The organism is Pseudomonas sp. TH04, from assembly GCF_016651355.1.
In the GTDB taxonomy this organism is placed as follows: Bacteria; Pseudomonadota; Gammaproteobacteria; order Pseudomonadales; family Pseudomonadaceae; genus Aquipseudomonas; species Aquipseudomonas fluorescens.
This window is the reverse complement of record NZ_JAEKEA010000001.1, coordinates 5,245,359-5,263,101: the sequence shown is the minus strand read 5'-3', so window position 1 is coordinate 5,263,101 and position 17,743 is coordinate 5,245,359. Positions and strand designations below refer to the sequence as shown.

General features: G+C 61.2%; 13 protein-coding genes. 8 read left to right on the top strand and 5 right to left on the bottom strand.

Translation table 11 applies throughout. The features are described from left to right. Positions 1-91 precede the first annotated feature (91 nt). Positions 92-2,356, bottom strand: a complete 2,265-nt coding sequence (gene rlmKL / locus JFT85_RS23735) for a bifunctional 23S rRNA (guanine(2069)-N(7))-methyltransferase RlmK/23S rRNA (guanine(2445)-N(2))-methyltransferase RlmL (RefSeq protein WP_053257461.1) — start codon at positions 2,354-2,356, stop codon at positions 92-94. Positions 2,357-2,887: 531 nt separating this feature from the next. Here rlmKL and rmf point away from each other — a divergent pair. Further along, positions 2,888-3,103 (top strand): ribosome modulation factor, encoded by a 216-nt coding sequence (gene rmf, locus JFT85_RS23730; RefSeq protein WP_002553055.1) that lies wholly within the window; start codon positions 2,888-2,890, stop codon positions 3,101-3,103. A 127-nt stretch (positions 3,104-3,230) separates the two neighbouring features. On the opposite strand, the gene JFT85_RS23725 is transcribed toward rmf, so the two are convergent. The 4 genes from JFT85_RS23725 to sctC form a co-directional block, all read right to left on the bottom strand. Further along, positions 3,231-4,256 (bottom strand): quinone-dependent dihydroorotate dehydrogenase, encoded by a 1,026-nt coding sequence (locus JFT85_RS23725; protein WP_053257462.1) that lies wholly within the window; start codon positions 4,254-4,256, stop codon positions 3,231-3,233. 86 nt (positions 4,257-4,342) lie between these two features. Continuing rightward, positions 4,343-4,798 (bottom strand): transglycosylase SLT domain-containing protein, encoded by a 456-nt coding sequence (locus JFT85_RS23720; protein WP_053257463.1) that lies wholly within the window; start codon positions 4,796-4,798, stop codon positions 4,343-4,345. Beyond that, complete coding sequence (locus tag JFT85_RS23715) at positions 4,791-5,192, bottom strand: winged helix-turn-helix domain-containing protein (RefSeq protein WP_053257464.1); 402 nt, start codon at positions 5,190-5,192, stop codon at positions 4,791-4,793. The genes JFT85_RS23720 and JFT85_RS23715 overlap by 8 nt, the downstream gene beginning before the upstream one ends. A 189-nt stretch (positions 5,193-5,381) precedes the next feature. After that, positions 5,382-6,836: a type III secretion system outer membrane ring subunit SctC gene (sctC, locus tag JFT85_RS23710; RefSeq protein WP_078827132.1), complete on the bottom strand. Its 1,455-nt coding sequence runs from the start codon at positions 6,834-6,836 to the stop codon at positions 5,382-5,384. Positions 6,837-7,122: 286 nt separating this feature from the next. On the opposite strand from sctC, the gene JFT85_RS23705 reads away from it, so the two are divergent. From JFT85_RS23705 to JFT85_RS23675, 7 genes are all read left to right on the top strand, one after another. Beyond that, positions 7,123-8,349 carry a CmpA/NrtA family ABC transporter substrate-binding protein gene (locus JFT85_RS23705; protein WP_053257466.1) on the top strand — a complete coding sequence of 409 codons (1,227 nt, stop codon included), beginning with the start codon at positions 7,123-7,125 and terminating at the stop codon, positions 8,347-8,349. Between the two features lie 14 nt (positions 8,350-8,363). Continuing rightward, positions 8,364-8,939: an ANTAR domain-containing response regulator gene (locus tag JFT85_RS23700; RefSeq protein ID WP_053257467.1), complete on the top strand. Its 576-nt coding sequence runs from the start codon at positions 8,364-8,366 to the stop codon at positions 8,937-8,939. A 211-nt stretch (positions 8,940-9,150) separates the two neighbouring features. After that, positions 9,151-10,362, top strand: a complete 1,212-nt coding sequence (locus tag JFT85_RS23695; protein ID WP_053257468.1) for a nitrate/nitrite transporter — start codon at positions 9,151-9,153, stop codon at positions 10,360-10,362. After that, the gene (locus JFT85_RS23690; protein WP_069551488.1) at positions 10,362-12,032 is read left to right on the top strand and encodes a bifunctional protein-serine/threonine kinase/phosphatase; all 1,671 of its coding nucleotides are present in this window, start codon (positions 10,362-10,364) and stop codon (positions 12,030-12,032) included. The genes JFT85_RS23695 and JFT85_RS23690 overlap by 1 nt, the downstream gene beginning before the upstream one ends. Before the next feature lie 234 nt (positions 12,033-12,266). Next, entirely contained in the window at positions 12,267-14,720 is a 2,454-nt protein-coding gene (gene nirB / locus JFT85_RS23685) for a nitrite reductase large subunit NirB (protein WP_069551489.1), read from the top strand. Then, positions 14,717-15,034 (top strand): nitrite reductase small subunit NirD, encoded by a 318-nt coding sequence (gene nirD, locus JFT85_RS23680; protein ID WP_017134764.1) that lies wholly within the window; start codon positions 14,717-14,719, stop codon positions 15,032-15,034. The genes nirB and nirD overlap by 4 nt, the downstream gene beginning before the upstream one ends. Further along, on the top strand, positions 15,034-17,742 hold the full coding sequence (locus JFT85_RS23675) for a nitrate reductase (protein ID WP_053257471.1): 2,709 nt from the start codon (positions 15,034-15,036) through the stop codon (positions 17,740-17,742). The genes nirD and JFT85_RS23675 overlap by 1 nt, the downstream gene beginning before the upstream one ends. Position 17,743: the final 1 nt, after the last annotated feature.

Here is a 17,743-nt window from a genome sequence, read left to right as displayed (position 1 = left end):
CCGGTATTTGACCAGCGTAAAAAAGCCGCAAGCCCGGAATAATCCGGGCTTGCGGCTTTTTGGTGCAGCGTGATGCGCGGTGCTGCTGCGATCAGCGCGCGGTGATTTTCCATGCACGGTGGATCTTCGCGTTACGCGCGAAATCCGGGTCGAGGGTTTTGTCGCTGATTTCCTCTACGGCATAGCGTTCACTGAGGTTGTCCTCAAGCACAAACTTGCGGAAGTTGTTCGAGAAGTACAACACGCCACCCGGTGCCAGGCGCGCCATCGCCAGGTCGAGCAACTGCACGTGGTCGCGCTGCACGTCGAAGATGCCTTCCATGCGCTTGGAGTTGGAGAAGGTCGGCGGGTCGATGAAGATCAGGTCGAACTCATCGCGGCTGGCTTCCAGCCACGCCATCACATCACCCTGCTCCAGACGGTTCTTGTCGGAAAAACCGTTGAGCGAGAAGTTGCGACGCGCCCAGTCCAGGTAGGTTTTGGACAAGTCCACACTGGTAGTGCTGCGCGCGCCGCCCTTGGCTGCGTGCACACTCGCGGTCGCGGTGTAGCAATACAGGTTGAGGAAACGCTTGCCGGCCGCTTCTTTCTGGATGCGCATGCGCATCGGGCGGTGGTCGAGGAACAGACCGGTGTCCAGGTAATCGGTGAGGTTGACCAGCAGCTTCACGCCACCCTCGCTGACCTCGGTGAACTTGCCCTGGGCGCTCTGGCGCTCGTACTGCTTGGTGCCGCTTTGACGCTCACGCCGTTTGACCACGACGCGGCTCTTGTCGACGTTTAACGCCTGGGGAATCGCCGCCAGTGCATCGAACATGCGTGCCGAGGCTTTCTCCGGGTCGATGGACTTCGGTGCCGCGTACTCCTGGACGTGAACCCAGTCGTGGTACAGGTCGATGGCCATCGAGTATTCGGGCATGTCGGCATCGTACACACGGTAGCAATCCACCCCTTCACGCTTGGCCCACTTGCCCAGCAGTTTGAGGTTCTTCTGCAAGCGGTTGGCGAACATCTGCCCGCCTTCGCTCAGACGCGCTTGCTCGACCACTGGAGCCGGTGCTGGCTTGATCGGGTTACCGTTCTTGTTGTACTGGCGCTCTTGCGGCTCGGTCGGGGCTTGATCGTAAGCGGCTTGCTCGCGTTCAGCCTGACGCTGCTCCGGGGTACGACGCTCGCCAGTGACGAACTGGTCCGGGTTGACCTTGATCAACAGCAATTTGCACGGCAACGCGCCGTTCCAGAACGAATACTGTTTGTGGCTGCGAATGCCCATGCGCTTGCCCAGGTCCGGCGCGCCGGTAAACACCGCCGCTTCCCAGCCCATGCACGCCTGGCGCAGACGCTCGCCGAGGTTCTGGTAGAGGTATAACAGGCTGGCCTCGTCACCCAGGCGCTCGCCGTAGGGTGGGTTGCAGATCACCAGGCCTTTCTGGTTCTGGTCGGGGCGCGGCTCGAAAGTGCCGACTTCGCCCTGATACACCTTGATCCAGTGGCTCAAGCCTGCGCGTTCGATGTTGTTGCGGGCGGGCTGGATCAGGCGCGGGTCAGCTTCGTAACCACGCACCCACAGCGGCGGCTTGTTCATGCCGATGGCGGCACGCTCACTGGCTTCGGCGTGCAGCTTCTTCCACAACGCCGGGACGTGACCCAGCCAGGTGGTGAAACCCCACAGTTCGCGGTTGAGGTTGGGCGCCATGTCGGCGGCGATCATTGCGCCTTCCACCAGGAAGGTACCCACGCCGCACATCGGGTCCGTCAGCGCGCCGCCTTCGGCAGCGATGCGCGGCCAGCCGGCGCGAATCAAAATCGCAGCGGCCAGGTTTTCCTTCAACGGCGCCGCGCCCTGCTGCAGGCGGTAACCGCGCTGGTGCAGGCTGTGGCCGGAGAGGTCGAGGGAGAGAATCGCTTCGCCACGGTCCAGGCGCAGGTGGATACGCAGGTCCGGGTTGATCTTGTCGATAGACGGGCGTTCGCCGGTCGGGGTGCGCAGTTTGTCGACAATCGCATCCTTGACCTTCAGCGCGCCGAAGTGGGTGTTGTCGATGCCCGAGCCATGACCGCTGAATTCCACGGCCAAGGTGCCGTCCGGGACCATGTGGTCAGCCCATTCGATATCCAGCACGCCGTGGTACAGGTCTTCGGCGTCCTTCATCGGGAAGCGCTTGAGCACCAGCAGCACGCGGTTGGCCAAGCGCGACCAGAGGCACAGGCGGTAAGCCGTTTCCATGTCGGCCATGCCGCGCACGGCCGAGGTGTGCTCGCGGGCTTCCTCAAGGCCAAGCCCGACGGCTTCCTCGATCAGCAGGCCTTCGAGGCCCTTGGGGCAAGTGAGGAAGAGTTCAAAACGGTCCGACATGGGCATTCCAGGCTTTTCAGCAATAAATGAACGGGCGACGCATCGCCGGCTCGGTTTTCAATCAAGCACTTTTCTTGAAGAGTGCTCGCGTGACACGAATGTGCCGTTCCACCCCGGCTGCCGGGCCTTTCGACCGAAATTTCCGGGGCAGATAAACAATTGTTTGCAACAAGAGGAAATATTCCGACCCTTCGTCGAATAATAACCGACTGCAACGGGCGGACATTCTCACTAAAGGATTAAACCCATCCTCTTTGCAAGGCACATCATAGCTGGCTTTGCCCAATAAATGGGGCGAAAAGCCATCCCAGCTTATGGCTATAGCATCGTTATCGTTACGTGCTTATGACAAAACGATCATTGAATCCATGTGACCTATTGGTTAGAACTCAACACAGGTTGGCGCCGTAACGACGCCGACACATTGGCTCGCCACGCCGGCAGCGAGCCCACCAACGGCAGAAAAACTCTGCCCGGCCTCACACGAGGCCGAAGGATATCTACACAGTCAACAAGTGAGGGAAACACCCTATGAGAAGACTTAAGCGTGATCCGTTGGAAAGAGCATTTTTACGCGGATATCAGTATGGCGTTCATGGCAAATCCCGTGAGCTTTGCCCATTTACTCTACCGTCGGTACGCCAAGCCTGGATTAACGGCTGGCGAGAAGGACGCGGCGACAATTGGGACGGTATGACCGGCACTGCGGGGATCCACAGACTCAACGAACTTCACGCCGTCGGCTAACACAGGGCACTTAATCCGACAAACCACTTAGTAGATTATGTAACGACTTAACCACGCACGTCCTATCCGGGCGGCGGGCTTCGGCCCAGGGGGCTCCTAATGGAGCCCTTTTTAATGGTCGATAGGTTCAGGCCTTCGGCAACGCGGCAATCGCATCCACCGACTCGCGAATCAACGCCGGGCCCTTATAGATAAAGCCGGAGTACAACTGCACCAGGCTCGCGCCCGCCGCAATCTTCTCGGCGGCGTGCTTGCCTTCGGTGATGCCGCCCACGGCGATGATCGGCAAACGCCCCGCCAGTTCAGCGGCCAGCACCTTAACGATATGGGTGCTCTTGTCACGCACCGGCGCACCCGACAGGCCGCCCGCTTCATCACCATGCGCCAACCCTTCAACGCCGACACGGCTGAGGGTGGTGTTGGTAGCAATCACCGCGTCCATACCCGAATCGACCAAGGCCTGGGCAACCAGAGCAGTTTCTTCATCACTCATGTCTGGGGCAATCTTGATGGCCAACGGCACGCGCTTGCCATGGCGCACCGTCAGGTCTTCCTGACGCTGACGCAAGGCTTCAAGCAATTGCTTGAGGGAATCACCAAACTGCAGGCTGCGCAGGCCGGGGGTGTTGGGTGAACTGACGTTGACCGTGACATAGCTGGCGTGGGCGTAAACCTTGTCCAGGCAGATCAGGTAATCATCGACGGCGCGCTCTACCGGGGTATCGAAGTTCTTGCCGATATTGATACCGAGAATGCCCTTGTACTTCGCTGCCTGAACCCGCGACAGCAGGTGATCAACGCCCAGGTTGTTGAAGCCCATGCGGTTGATGATCGCCTCGGCTTCCGGCAAACGAAAGATGCGCGGCTTAGGGTTGCCCGGTTGCGGCCGTGGCGTCACGGTGCCGATTTCGACAAAGCCGAAACCCAGTTGCGCGAAGCCGTCGATGGCCGCGCCATTCTTGTCCAGGCCGGCAGCCAGCCCGACCGGGTTGGGGAAATCGAGCCCCATCACCGTCACCGGCATTTTTGCCGGTGCCTTGCATACCAGGCCATTGAGCCCCAGGCGACCACCGGCACCGATCAAGTCCAGGGACAGATCGTGAGAGGTTTCCGGGGAGAGTTTGAACAACAACTGGCGGGCCAGGGTATACATGGGCGGGCTAGACTCGGATGGCGGCGAAAGGTGGCGCCGATTATAGCCGGGGTGGCACGCCAGGTGCGAGGCGTGCCGTCCAATCGTCAATGGCGTTGCGCGACCAGCACTTCATAACGAGCCCAGATCTTTCGTGCATAACGTAAGCGCAGTGCCTCACGCTCAGGTGCAGCGCCCGCGTTGTATGAGCCAATCGCTGTCCAGTTGTATCCGAAGCGCTGGATAAACTCGGCGAGGATCGAGGCGCCCACTTCAATCGACAAACAAGGCTCACTCAGCAGCCGCTCCTGGGTAATCCCCTGCTTGAGCAGGCGAGGCAAGTGCATGCTGTTGATTTGCATCAAACCGATATCTCGCGAGCCATCGCTGTTGCCGGTGTTCAAGGCTTGCGCCTGGTACCCCGACTCTACAGCAGCAATAGCCTGCAACAGCTCCGGTTCGATGTCGTAGCGACGGGCTACGTCATCCCAGCAACTTGCCCAGGCGGGAAGACTGCCTATCAACAGGCTCAACAGTAAGCTTTTGCACAGGCGCTTAATCATGGTTCACCTGGCCACAGGCCGAACAGATGCGCTGCGTACGTCCCAGCCCTGCCTGTCGAGGTTCGTGTTGCTGGACGTTCACGGCACAGGTAAAGCGGTAGCCCCTGCCATAAATCGTCTTGATAAACCTTTTGTCCATCTTCAAGTGTTTGCGCAACGCATAGATGCAGCGGGTGAGCGACTCTTCTGCAACCTCTCCACGCGGCCAGACCCACTCAAGCAAACGATCCTTAGTGATCAGCGCCCCCTCGGACGCCAGCAGCAGCCGCAGCACATGCCACTCCTTGGGTGGCAGCTGAATGTCCACACCTTCGCCGGTCAACCGTCCATCGCCATGCAAGGTCCACCCGGCAAACACCGACGAGGCCGTCGGCCCTTCATTCGTGAGGGTCATACACACCTCTGCATCCACCTACTGACATTGAATTCCTTGTTTCCAGAAACGGCGAAACGCCAACCCCGCGACTATAAAAACCTGAACCTGGGACAGCGTTAGGAAAAGACCCATGCATTCGAGGCTTTCGGCGGGTAACGCGTAGGACTTTTCGCCGGCACGCTCAACAAGCGCGCTTAAACGGCTTTTTCATTCAGAGACTTCATGGTTTTGGCGTACAAACGCACGTTGCACGCGCTGATATTGGGCCTGCGTGAGCGGCGGCGGCCCCACAGCGCCGGCCAACATCCTGGGCTCACTGCCAACCGCACGCGCCTGGATTACGAATAACCGTACCTCGGCGCGGCGCCCGCGCCCCGCCCCCTCCTCATCGCGTCGAAAACCGCCGACCCACAGGCGTTTACCCTGGGTCACACGCACCACAGTGCTGACGCCCACTCGCCCTGCGGCCCCTGCGGCGCCAGGCGCAGGCTTACCTGCCATCTGGCGGCCATCTTCAAGGTTCAGCAGCATCTCGATCTGATTCGCTTGGGCAAAGCGCGGCAGCACACTGGCTTCAGTGCCATAGCGTACGGGCTGCCATTCGCCTTTATTGTCCCCGGGGTTGGGCAGGTAGAACGTGTGCTGATCCTGGAACACCGCCGGCACATTTTCCTGGGTGAGTATCACCGGATATGCCGTGATCCTGGCTTTGCGGCGACGCTCCAGCGCACCGAGCTGCACCATCAAGCGGTTATCGTCCAAGGGCTCCATGACACGCGTCACGGAAGCCACGCCGTCGGTTTCCCGGGCCCAGGCCGCGCCGAGCTTCTCGAGTTCGTCACGGTCCACGTCGACCTGCCACAGAGATACTTCAATCGCACGTTTGGGCTTGTCCAGCTCCGCCACCAGGTCCTCAATTACCTTCACCTGGGCAGGCTTGCCCTTGATCAACAAACTGTTGGAGTCCGGATAGGCAATCACTAACACGCTCTTGTCGGCCAGCGCGCTCGGGGGGCGCTGCGTGGCAGCCTGCTGCTCGATAGCCAGCAGGTTTTCGATGATCGAGGCCATGCCCGGCACATTGACCTTGTCGTTGCCCATGGCGTACTGCCGATCCGCCACATGGGTATTGAATACCTGCACCACGCCGAAGATCTGCTTACCCAGGCGCACCTCGGTGCGCTGCCTGTCCATCTGCTGGGCCAGGTTCAGCACCTGATCCACATAATTGGGTGGCCCAGCCACGTAGAACGTACGCCCATCGGTCTCCCTGAGGGGATACCGTGATTCATCAAGCCCCGAGCGGCGCATGAACCCTCGCAACTTGTCGACAGAGATATGCCGCAGCGCCACCGCCGAGCTTTTTGCTTCACCCGCGTCATACAGATAGAGCACCTGCCCGTCGCTGTACCAGATCAGACCCTGTTGCGCGGCGACCGCCTCCAGGGTCTGCTGAGCCACTGCCAAATCGAATACCCCGGAAATACGCTTGCGCGCCACATCGCGGCTGACGACAACGGGCAAGCCCAGAGGCACCGATAAGGCGGTAAAGAAGGTGTGCAGGCTTTCATCCCGCGCCTGGTAGCTTTCCCCCCAGGCGGGCGCGTTTGCCAGCAACAACGTAAGGCACAACAGCCAGGGGCACAGCCGGTGGAAACTCATCATCGCCGAGGGTTGGATATACACGCAGGGGTTCCTGGCAGTCTGGCGCAAAGAAGCGGCCATACTGAAAGGCCATCGACTTTCAATCTTGATGGAAAGCTGACGGCGGGCCACTTCTGTCTGCCCGTGGCATGTGCCTTGCTATGGACTCTGCATCAGAGCGCGCGCCAACGTCGGAGCGTGCCTACAGACAAAGGCGTCGTTACCCCGCAATGGCCTGCGCTGGCCTCACCGCGCTGCCATCCAAGGAAACGACGCTTTTTTTTGAGAGAAAAGGTAGGTGTTGATGAACGATTCGGTCGGCAACAGCCCGGTGAACAAGGCGCTGGCCTGGGTAAACGGTAGCGACGCCCCGGAAAAGAGCAGCCTTGACCTGGGCTTCATGGCGCTGACCGATTGCGCCTCGCTGGTGGTCGCCGCCACCCAGGGCTTCGCCCAGCCCTACGGGCTGACGCTGAACCTCAAACGCCAATCGTCCTGGGCCAACCTGCGCGACAAACTGGTCAGCGGTGAGCTGGATGCCGCCCACAGCCTGTACGGACTGGTCTATGCCGTGCACCTGGGCATTGGCGGCGTAGCCTCTACCGATATGGCTGTGTTGATGGGGCTCAACCAAAACGGTCAGAGCATCAACCTCTCCCACGATTTGCAACAGCAGGGCGTGGTCACTCCTGATGCACTGGATCGTCACGTGCACCAAAGCCGAACAAAGCTGACCTTCGCACAGACCTTTCCCACAGGCACCCACGCCATGTGGTTGTATTACTGGCTGGCCAGCCAGGGCATTCATCCATTGCAAGATGTGAACAGCGTGGTGGTGCCACCGCCGCAGATGCTCGCGCACCTGCAAGCCGGGCGGATCGACGGCTTTTGCGTCGGCGAGCCTTGGTGCGCCAGCGCCGTCAAGCAAAACCAGGGGTTCACGCTGGCGACCACGCAAGCGATCTGGCCGAACCATCCGGAAAAAGTACTCGGCTGCACCCAGGCGTTCGTCGATCAATACCCGAACACTGCCCGCCTGCTGGTAATGGCGATCCTCGAAGCCAGCCGTTTTATCGAAGAAAGCCAGGAAAACCGCCGCTCTACAGCGCAATTACTCAGCGCCCGCGACTACCTCGATACGCCACTCGACTGCATCGAACCGCGCCTGCTGGGCGCTTATGACGATGGCCTCGGCAACCAGTGGCAAGACCCACATGCCCTGAGGTTTTTTGCCGATGGCGAGGTGAACCTGCCATACCTGTGCGACGGCATGTGGTTCATGACCCAGTTCCGACGCTGGGGCCTGCTGCGCGAAGATCCGGACTACCTGGGCGTTGCTCGCCAAGTGCAGCAACTGGACCTGTATCGCCAAGCCGCCGCTGCCGTCGGCGTCGCGGCAAACGCTCAGGACATGCGGAGCAGTCAACTGATCGACGGCAAAATCTGGGACGGTTCCAACCCCGCCGCGTACGCCCGCAGCTTCCGCCTGCACGCCATGGCCGAGCCTTCCAACCGCCACGCCCAGCGCTGACAGGAGGAACCACGATGTTGCGCATCCTGTTGATCAACGATACCCCGCGCAAAGTCGGACGCCTGAAGGCTGCGCTGACCGAAGCAGGCTTCGAGGTGATCGATGAGTCCGGCCTGACCATTGACCTGCCTGCGCGCGTCGAAACGGTGCGCCCCGACGTGATCCTGATCGATACCGAGTCACCCGGCCGCGACGTGATGGAGCAAGTGGTGCTGGTCAGCCGCGACCAACCTCGGCCGATCGTGATGTTTACCGACGAGCACGATCCGAACGTGATGCGCCAGGCGATCAAATCCGGGGTCAGCGCTTACATCGTTGAAGGCATCCAGGCCCAACGCCTGCAGCCCATCCTGGACGTGGCCATGGCTCGTTTTGAAAGCGACCAGGCCCTGCGCGCGCAGCTCCAGGCCCGCGATCAGCAGTTGGCCGAGCGTAAACGCATCGAGCTGGCCAAAGGCATGCTGATGAAAATGAAGCACTGCAATGAGGAAGAGGCCTACACCCTGATGCGCCGCCAGGCCATGAGCCGCCAACAGAAACTGATCCAGGTGGCGGAGCAGATTATTGCGATGAGCGAGTTGCTCGGCTGAACTGGCGCAGCTCTTGCTAAAGAATCCTCACCGGTAACCAACGGCGGTTGCCCCCTCTACGACAAAGACGTCGCCCACTCGGTTTGCTCGCGCAAACCCGGTGGCGGCGTTTTTTCGTTTTGGTCCCAGCGTATGGGGCCGATGGGGCGGCCCTAAACGGCTGTTCCATCACCCGGCCTTCTTACAAGACTCCCAACCGTTGAGGTGCGTGATGAAATCAAGCTTCTGGAAATCCGGGCACACCCCGACCCTGTTTGCCGCGTTCCTGTATTTCGACCTGAGCTTCATGGTCTGGTACCTGTTGGGCCCGCTGGCGGTGCAAATCGCCGCCGACCTGCACCTGACCACCCAGCAACGTGGCCTGGTGGTGGCGACGCCCATCCTGGCCGGCGCGGTGCTGCGCTTTTTAATGGGCATGCTGGCCGACAAACTGTCGCCCAAGACCGCCGGCCTGATCGGTCAGGTGATTGTCATCGCGGCATTGTTCGGGGCCTGGAAACTCGGCATCCACAGCTACGAGCAAGCCCTGCTGCTCGGTGCGTTTCTGGGCATGGCCGGAGCGTCCTTTGCGGTTGCGCTGCCCCTGGCGTCCCAGTGGTACCCCGCTGAACACCAAGGCAAGGCCATGGGCATCGCTGGCGCGGGTAACTCCGGCACCGTGTTTGCCGCACTGCTGGCACCGGTGCTGGCCGCTGCGTACGGCTGGAGCAATGTGTTCGGCTTCGCGCTGATTCCGCTGGTACTTACCCTGGTGGTCTTCGCCTGGCTCGCGCGCAATGCGCCTGAACGTCCGAAAGCCAAATCCATGGCTGACTATTTCAAAGCCCTGGGCGACCGCGACAGCTGGTGGTTCATGTTCTTCTACAGCGTGACGTTCGGCGGCTTTATCGGCCTGGCCAGCGCCCTGCCCGGCTACTTCAACGACCAATACGGCCTGAGCCCGGTGACCGCAGGCTACTACACTGCCGCCTGCGTATTTGGTGGCAGCCTGATGCGTCCGTTGGGCGGCGCCCTGGCTGACCGTTTCGGCGGGATCCGTACCCTGCTCGGCATGTACAGCGTGGCGGCCATCTGCATCGCAGCGGTCGGGTTCAACCTGCCAAGTTCCTACGCTGCATTGGCGCTTTTCGTCTGCACCATGCTCGGCCTCGGTGCAGGTAATGGCGCGGTGTTCCAGCTGGTCCCCCAACGCTTTCGCCGTGAGATCGGCGTGATGACCGGCCTGATCGGCATGGCGGGCGGTATCGGCGGTTTCGCCCTCGCTGCGGGTATGGGTGCAATCAAACAAAGCACTGGCAGTTACCAGATGGCCCTGTGGTTGTTCGCCAGCCTCGGCGTGCTGGCCTGGTTTGGCCTGCACGGCGTCAAACGTCGCTGGAGAACCACCTGGGGCTCGGCCGCCGTGACCGCCGCACGCGTCTGATGAGCCTGCAACTGAGCATCGCCCACGCCAGCGCAATCGGCCCTCGAACCGAGAACCAGGATGCCCTGCGCGTGGTCACGCCTGTGGCGGAACTGGCCGCAAGCAAGGGTTACCTGTGCGCCATGGCCGACGGCGTCAGCCAATGTGCCGACGGTGGCCTGGCCGCGCGCTCGACCTTACAGGCGCTGGCCCTGGACTATTACGCCACGCCGCAAACCTGGGGCGTGGCTCAAGCGCTCGAACGTTTGTTGCTGGCGCAGAATCGCTGGCTTCAGGCCAACGGTGGCGGTCAGCCGCTGCTGACCACCCTCAGCGCCCTGGTGTTTCGTGGCCAACGCTTCACGCTCGCGCATGTCGGCGATTGCCGGGTCTATCGCTGGCTGGACGGCGAGTTGCAGCGCATCAGCGAAGATCACGTGTGGGAGCAACCGGGCATGCACCATGTGCTCAAGCGCGCCCTCGGCCTGGATCAACACCTGGTGCTGGATTTTCTCGACGGTGAATTGCGTGAGGGTGAATGTTTCCTGCTGCTCAGCGATGGCGTGTGGGCCACCTTGGGCGATCACAGCATCCGGGCGATTCTGCGTGAGCAAACCGACCTGGATCTGGCGGTCAACACCCTGGTCAACGCTGCACACCTGGCCGCCAGCCAGGACAATGCCAGCGCGCTGCTGGTGCGTATCGACAAACTGGGGGCCGCCACCCTTGGCGATGCGCTGGTGCAGTTGCAGCAATGGCCGTTGCCACAAGTCCTGAAAGCCGGGCAACACTTTGAGGGCTGGCAGGTTGAAAGCGTGCTGGCGCACAGCCGCCAATCCTTGCTGTACCGCGTACGCGATGCGCAGCAGCAGCCTTGGTTGCTGAAAACCTTGCCGCTTAACCGTGAGGATGACAACGGTGCGGGTCAAGCGCTGCTCTCGGAAGAATGGTTTCTGCGCCGCGTTGCCGGGCGCGCGTTTCCTGAAGTGCATGCGGCCAGTGGGCGTCAGCATTTGTACTACGTAATGCGTGAATATCCGGGGCACACCCTGGCAGCACTGTTCCAGCATCAGGGCCCACTGCCCCTGGCGCAGTGGCAGTCCATCGCCGAACGATTGTTGCGGGCGGTGGGCATGCTGCATCGACGGCAGATCCTGCACCGGGACATCAAGCCGGAAAACCTGTTATTGGGTGACGACGGCGAACTGCGCGTCTTGGATTTCGGCCTGGCCTATTGCCCGGGGCTCTCTGAAGACCGCGCCCACGAACTGCCCGGCACGCCGAGTTTTATCGCCCCGGAGGCGTTCAGTGGCGAACATCCTACGGCGCAACAGGATTTATACAGCGTCGGCGTCACGCTCTATTACCTGCTGACCGGGCATTACCCCTACGGCGAAATCGAAGCCTTCCAGCGGCCCCGTTTTGCCCAGCCCGTCAGCGCCAGCCGCTATCGCCCCGACCTGCCGGACTGGTTGCCCCTCAGCCTGGAACGCGCGGTGGCGCCTCACCCCGACCAACGTTATGAAACAGCCGAAGAATGGCTGCTTGTCCTGGAGCAGGCCGACCGCCGTGAGTTGAGCGTGCGCCCCAGACCGCTGCTGGAGCGCGAACCGCTCAAGGTCTGGCAAGCCGTGGCGCTGGCATCGTTGCTGGTCAATCTGGTGCTGGCGTACTGGCTGTTGCACCACTAGAGGGCGAATTAACCCAGGGATATCGACGCTGGCCCCAATAAAACCGAGCGCTAGGTAACTTGGCACAACCACTGCATTAACTTTTTCAACAACACACATACAGCCGCTCCTTCAACGTCGAAGGGCCGAGCTTCCCGAGAGAACGGGACCAGGACAAAGGCGTCCTCGCTAGCTAACTAGCGGGGACGCCTTTTTTGTTTGCGCGTGATTTGTCGAGCCATTGCGGAGAACGACATGAAAAAACTCAAATTGGTGATGATCGGCAACGGCATGGCCGGTGTACGCACCCTCGAAGAATTGCTCAAACTGAGCAGCGACCTGTACGACATCACCGTGTTCGGTGCCGAGCCTCACACCAACTACAACCGAATTCTGTTGTCGCCGGTGCTGGCGGGCGAGCAGACGTTTGAAGAGATCGTGCTCAACGATCTCAGTTGGTACCTGGATAACAACATCAAGCTGTTGCTCAACCGCAAAGTGGTGCAGATCGACCGCGTCAAACGCATCGTGATCGCCGAAGACGGCAGCGAAGCCGAATACGACCGCCTGCTGATCGCCACCGGCTCAACGCCGTTTATCCTGCCGATTCCCGGCAACGCTTTAAAAGGTGTCATCGGCTACCGCGACATCGCCGACACCCAGGCCATGATCGACACCGCCAGAACCCACAAGCACGCCGTGGTCATCGGCGGTGGCCTGCTCGGTCTGGAAGCCGCCAACGGCCTGATGCTGCGCGGCATGCACGTGACGGTGGTGCATATCGGCGAATGGTTGCTGGAGCGCCAGCTGGACAAAACCAGTGGCCAGTTACTGCAAACCGAACTGGAAAGCCGTGGCCTGGTGTTTCGGTTGTGCGAACAGACCCAGGCCCTGCACGACGCCGGCAATGGCCGCGTAGGCTCGGTGCAATTCAAGAATGGCGAGATTATCCCCGCCGACCTGGTGGTGATGGCTGCCGGTATCCGCCCCAACACTGAACTCGCGGAAAAATCCGGCATCCCCTGCAACCGTGGGATTCTGGTCAACGACACCCTGCAAACTTACGACCCGCGCATCTATGCCATCGGTGAATGTGCCAACCATCGCGGGATTGCCTACGGGCTGGTGGCGCCGCTGTTCGAGCAAGCCAAGGTCTGCGCCAATCACCTGGCCCAACTGGGCTTTGCGACCTATAAGGGTTCGGTCACTTCGACCAAATTAAAGGTGACCGGCATCGACCTGTTCTCCGCCGGCGACTTCATGGGCGGCGAAGGCACCGAGACCATCACCCTCTCCGACCCGATTGGCGGCGTCTACAAGAAGCTGGTGATCAAGGACGACATCCTGGTCGGCGCCTGCCTGTACGGCGATACCGCAGACGGCGGTTGGTATTTCCGCCAGATCCGTGAGAACCATGCGATTGGCGAGATCCGTGATCACTTGATGTTTGGCGAGAACACGCTCGGCGATGTCGGCCATCAAGGCCAGGACAAAGCCATGAGCATGGCCGACAACGCTGAAGTCTGCGGATGCAATGGCGTGTGCAAGGGCACCATCGTCAAGGCGATTCAGGAACACGGGCTGTTCAGCGTCGACGAGGTGAAAAAGCACACCAAGGCCGCCAGCTCCTGCGGTTCGTGTGCCGGGCTGGTGGAACAGATTTTGATCAACACTGTGGGTGGCGCTGCGGACGTCAAACCGAAAAGCGAAAAGGCTATTTGCGGTTGCAGCGACCTCAACCACGGGCAAATCCGCCAGGCGATCCGCGAACAGCATCTGCTGACCATTGCCGGCACCATGAGCTACCTGAACTGGCGCACACCCAACGGCTGCGCCACCTGCCGCCCGGCACTCAACTACTACCTGATCTCCACTTGGCCGGGTGAAGCCAAGGACGACCCGCAATCGCGCCTGATCAACGAACGCGCCCACGCCAATATCCAGAAAGACGGCACCTACTCTGTAGTCCCCCGGATGTGGGGCGGGGTGACCAATCCCGCGGAGCTACGGCGTATCGCCGATGTGGCTGACAAGTACAACGTGCCGATGGTCAAGGTCACCGGCGGCCAGCGTATCGACCTGCTGGGCATCAAGAAACAGGACCTGCCCGGCGTCTGGAAAGACCTCGACATGCCGTCCGGCCATGCGTACGGCAAATCCATCCGCACCGTGAAGACCTGCGTCGGCAGCGAGTTCTGCCGCTTCGGCACGCAGAACTCGACGCAGTTGGGCATCGAACTGGAGCATGACCTGTTCAATATGTGGTCACCGCACAAGGTCAAGCTCGCGGTGTCCGGTTGCCCACGCAATTGCTCGGAAGCGGGGATCAAGGACGTCGGGATTATCGGCGTCGACTCCGGCTGGGAGATGTATATCGGCGGCAATGGCGGGATCAAAACCGAAGTCGCAGCGTTCTTCGTCAAGCTGAAAACCGCCGAAGAAGTCCGCGAATACAACGGTGCTTTCCTGCAGTTGTACCGCGAAGAAGCTTTCTACCTCGAACGCACCGTGCATTACCTGCAACGGGTCGGCATGGAACATATCAAGAAGGCCGTACTGGAAGACCCGGCCAGGCGCCAGGCGCTCAATGAGCGTCTGCAGTTCTCACTGTCATTCGAACAGGACCCTTGGAAGGAACGCCTGGAGCAGCCGCTGCTGAAAAAGGAATTCGAGGTTATTCCCGTCAAGCAACTGGAGGTGCCGGCATGAACTGGCTGGATATCTGCGCCCTCGACGAGATCAACGCGCTGGGCTCGCGCATCATCAATGGACCCAAAGGTGATATCGCGATTTTTCGTACCAGTGACGATGAAGTTTTCGCCCTCGATGACCGCTGCCCACACAAGGGCGGGCCACTGTCCCAAGGCCTGATCTATGGCAAGCGCGTGGCCTGCCCGCTGCATAACTGGCAGATCGACCTGGCATCCGGCGAAGCCCAGGCACCGGATATTGGCTGCGCCCATCATCACCCCGCCCGCGTGGAAAACGGCCGTGTGATGTTGGCCCTGCGGGACGCAGGTTGATGAACCGCCAGACCACTGCCTCCACCTGTTGTTATTGCGGGGTGGGGTGCGGCGTGCTGATCGAACATGACGGCACGCACATTCTGGGTGTGCAAGGCGACCCGGACCACCCGGCCAACTTCGGCAAGTTGTGCAGTAAAGGCGCCAGTCTGCACCTGACCGGCGACCTGGCTGCCCGCGCCTTGTACCCGGAGCTTCGCCTGGGCAAAGGCCTGGCCCGTGCCCGCAGCGACTGGGACACCGCCCTGGAACACGCGGCCAACGTGTTCGCCGACACCATCGCCGAGCACGGGCCGGACAGCGTGGCGTTCTACATCTCCGGGCAATTGCTGACCGAGGACTACTACTGCTTCAACAAACTGGCGCGCGCGGTGGTCGGCACCCACAATATCGACAGCAACTCGCGGCTGTGCATGTCTTCGGCGGTGGTTGGTTACAAGCGCAGCCTGGGCGCCGATGCGCCGCCATGCAGTTATGAAGACCTGGAGTCCAGCGACTGCGTGATGATCGTCGGCAGCAACATGGCCTACGCCCACCCAGTATTATTCCGACGCCTGGAGGAGGCTAAATCCCGACGCCCGCAAATGAAGGTCGTGGTGATTGACCCACGGCGTACCGACACCTGCGAGTTAGCTGACCTGCACCTGGCGATTCTGCCGGGTACGGATGTCGCGCTGTTTCACGGAATCTTGCATCTGTTGCTGTGGGAAGACTGGATCGACCGCGACTTTATCCAGGCGCATACCGACGGGTTGGCCGAGTTGAAGCGACTGGTGCATGACTACACGCCGCAAATGGTCACGCAGTTGTGCGGGATCAGCGTCGAGCAACTGCGCCTGTGCGCGCAATGGGTCGGCACATCCCGCAGTTTTCTGTCGCTGTGGTGCATGGGGCTGAACCAATCCACCGCCGGCAGTGCCAAAAACAGCGCGCTGATCAACCTGCACCTGGCAACCGGCACGATTGGCCGACCGGGCTGTGGGCCATTTTCCCTGACCGGCCAGCCCAATGCGATGGGGGGGCGCGAAACCGGCAGCTTGTCGAATTTACTCCCCGGGCACCGCGAGGCGGCCAACCCCGAACACCGAGCGCAAGTCGCCGCCTACTGGGGGGTTGAATCGTTGCCCGCGACCACCGGGCTGACCGCAATCGAACTGTTCGAGCAAATCCAGGCCGGCAAGATCAAGGCATTGTGGATTGCCTGTACCAACCCTGCGCAATCCCTGCCGGATCAGAACAGCGTGCGCGCGGCCTTGGCTGCCTGCCCGTTCGTGGTCTTGCAAGAGGCCTTTCGCACGACCGAAACGGCTGCCTATGCCGACTTGCTGCTGCCTGCCGCCAGTTGGGGGGAGAAGGAAGGCACAGTGACCAACTCCGAACGGCGCGTTTCCCACGTGCGCCGCGCCATCACCCCACCCGGGGAAGCGCGTCCCGATTGGGCGATTACGGTGGATTTCGCACGGCGGCTGCAGCATCGCTTACGGCCCGGATCGGCCAGCCTGTTCGCGTTTGAACAACCTGCGCAGATTTTTGATGAATACAAAGGGCTGACCCGCGACCGCGATCTCGACCTGTCAGGCCTCAGCCATGCGCTGCTCGATCAGATCGGGCCGCAGCAATGGCCATTTCCCGTGGGCGCGCAAACGGGAACGCCGCGCCTGTACACCCAGGGTACCTTCCCAACCGAAACGGGCCGTGCACACTTTATCGCCGACCCTTACCGCGCCGCCAAGGAACAGCGGGACGCGCGCTTCCCGCTGACGCTGATCACCGGCCGCCTGCGCGATCAATGGCACGGCATGAGCCGCACCGGCACGGCGGCGCAGTTGTTCGGGCACGTCAGTGAGGCGTTGCTGAGCCTGCACCCGGATGAGTTGCGCCGTCATCGCTTCAAGGAAGGTGACTTGGTCAGCCTGAAAAGCCGTCGCGGCAGCGTGATCGTCGCCGTCGGCAGTGACGACAGCGTGCGTCCAGGCCAGGCGTTCTTGCCCATGCATTGGGGCGATCGCTTTCTCAAAGGCGGCGTCAACGTGTTGACCCCACCGGCGTTCGATGCCCTGTCAAAACAGCCCGAACTCAAGCACAGCGGCGTGCGCCTGGAACCCGTGCAACTGCCATGGCAGCTGTTCGCGCTGATCGAAGGGAATATACAGCAGCACTTTGAAGCCCTGCGCCCGCTGTGCGAGGGCTTTGCCTACGTCAGCCTCAGCCTGGCAGGCCGTGAACGGCCAGCGTTGCTGGTGCGCGCAGCCCACACCGAAGCGCCCGACCTGCAACTGTTGACCCGAATCGACGAACTGCTGGGCCTCAACGATGGCCCTGTCATGGCCTACGACGACCCGCGTCGCTCAATCGGCAAGCGCGTCAAAATTGAAAAAGGCCGCATCACTGCGCTGCGCCTGGCAGGCGAAACCCTGGCCAGGCACTGGCTGCAAAGCCTCTGGCAGGAAGGCCGGGCTGACGAACAACTGCGACGTTGGCTGTTGGCGCCGCTCAGTGCGCCACCGGGTGGCACGACAGCCAGCACCAAGACTTTGTGCAACTGCAAGAACGTCAGCGAAAGCGCGGTGTGCGCCGGTATCGGCCGTGGATTGGACCTGGACGGGCTCAAACTGGAGCTCGGCTGCGGCACTCAATGCGGCTCCTGTGTGCCGGAAATCAAACGTCTTTTGGCCAGCAACCCGCAGCCAATCGCAATAAGTGGGTGAG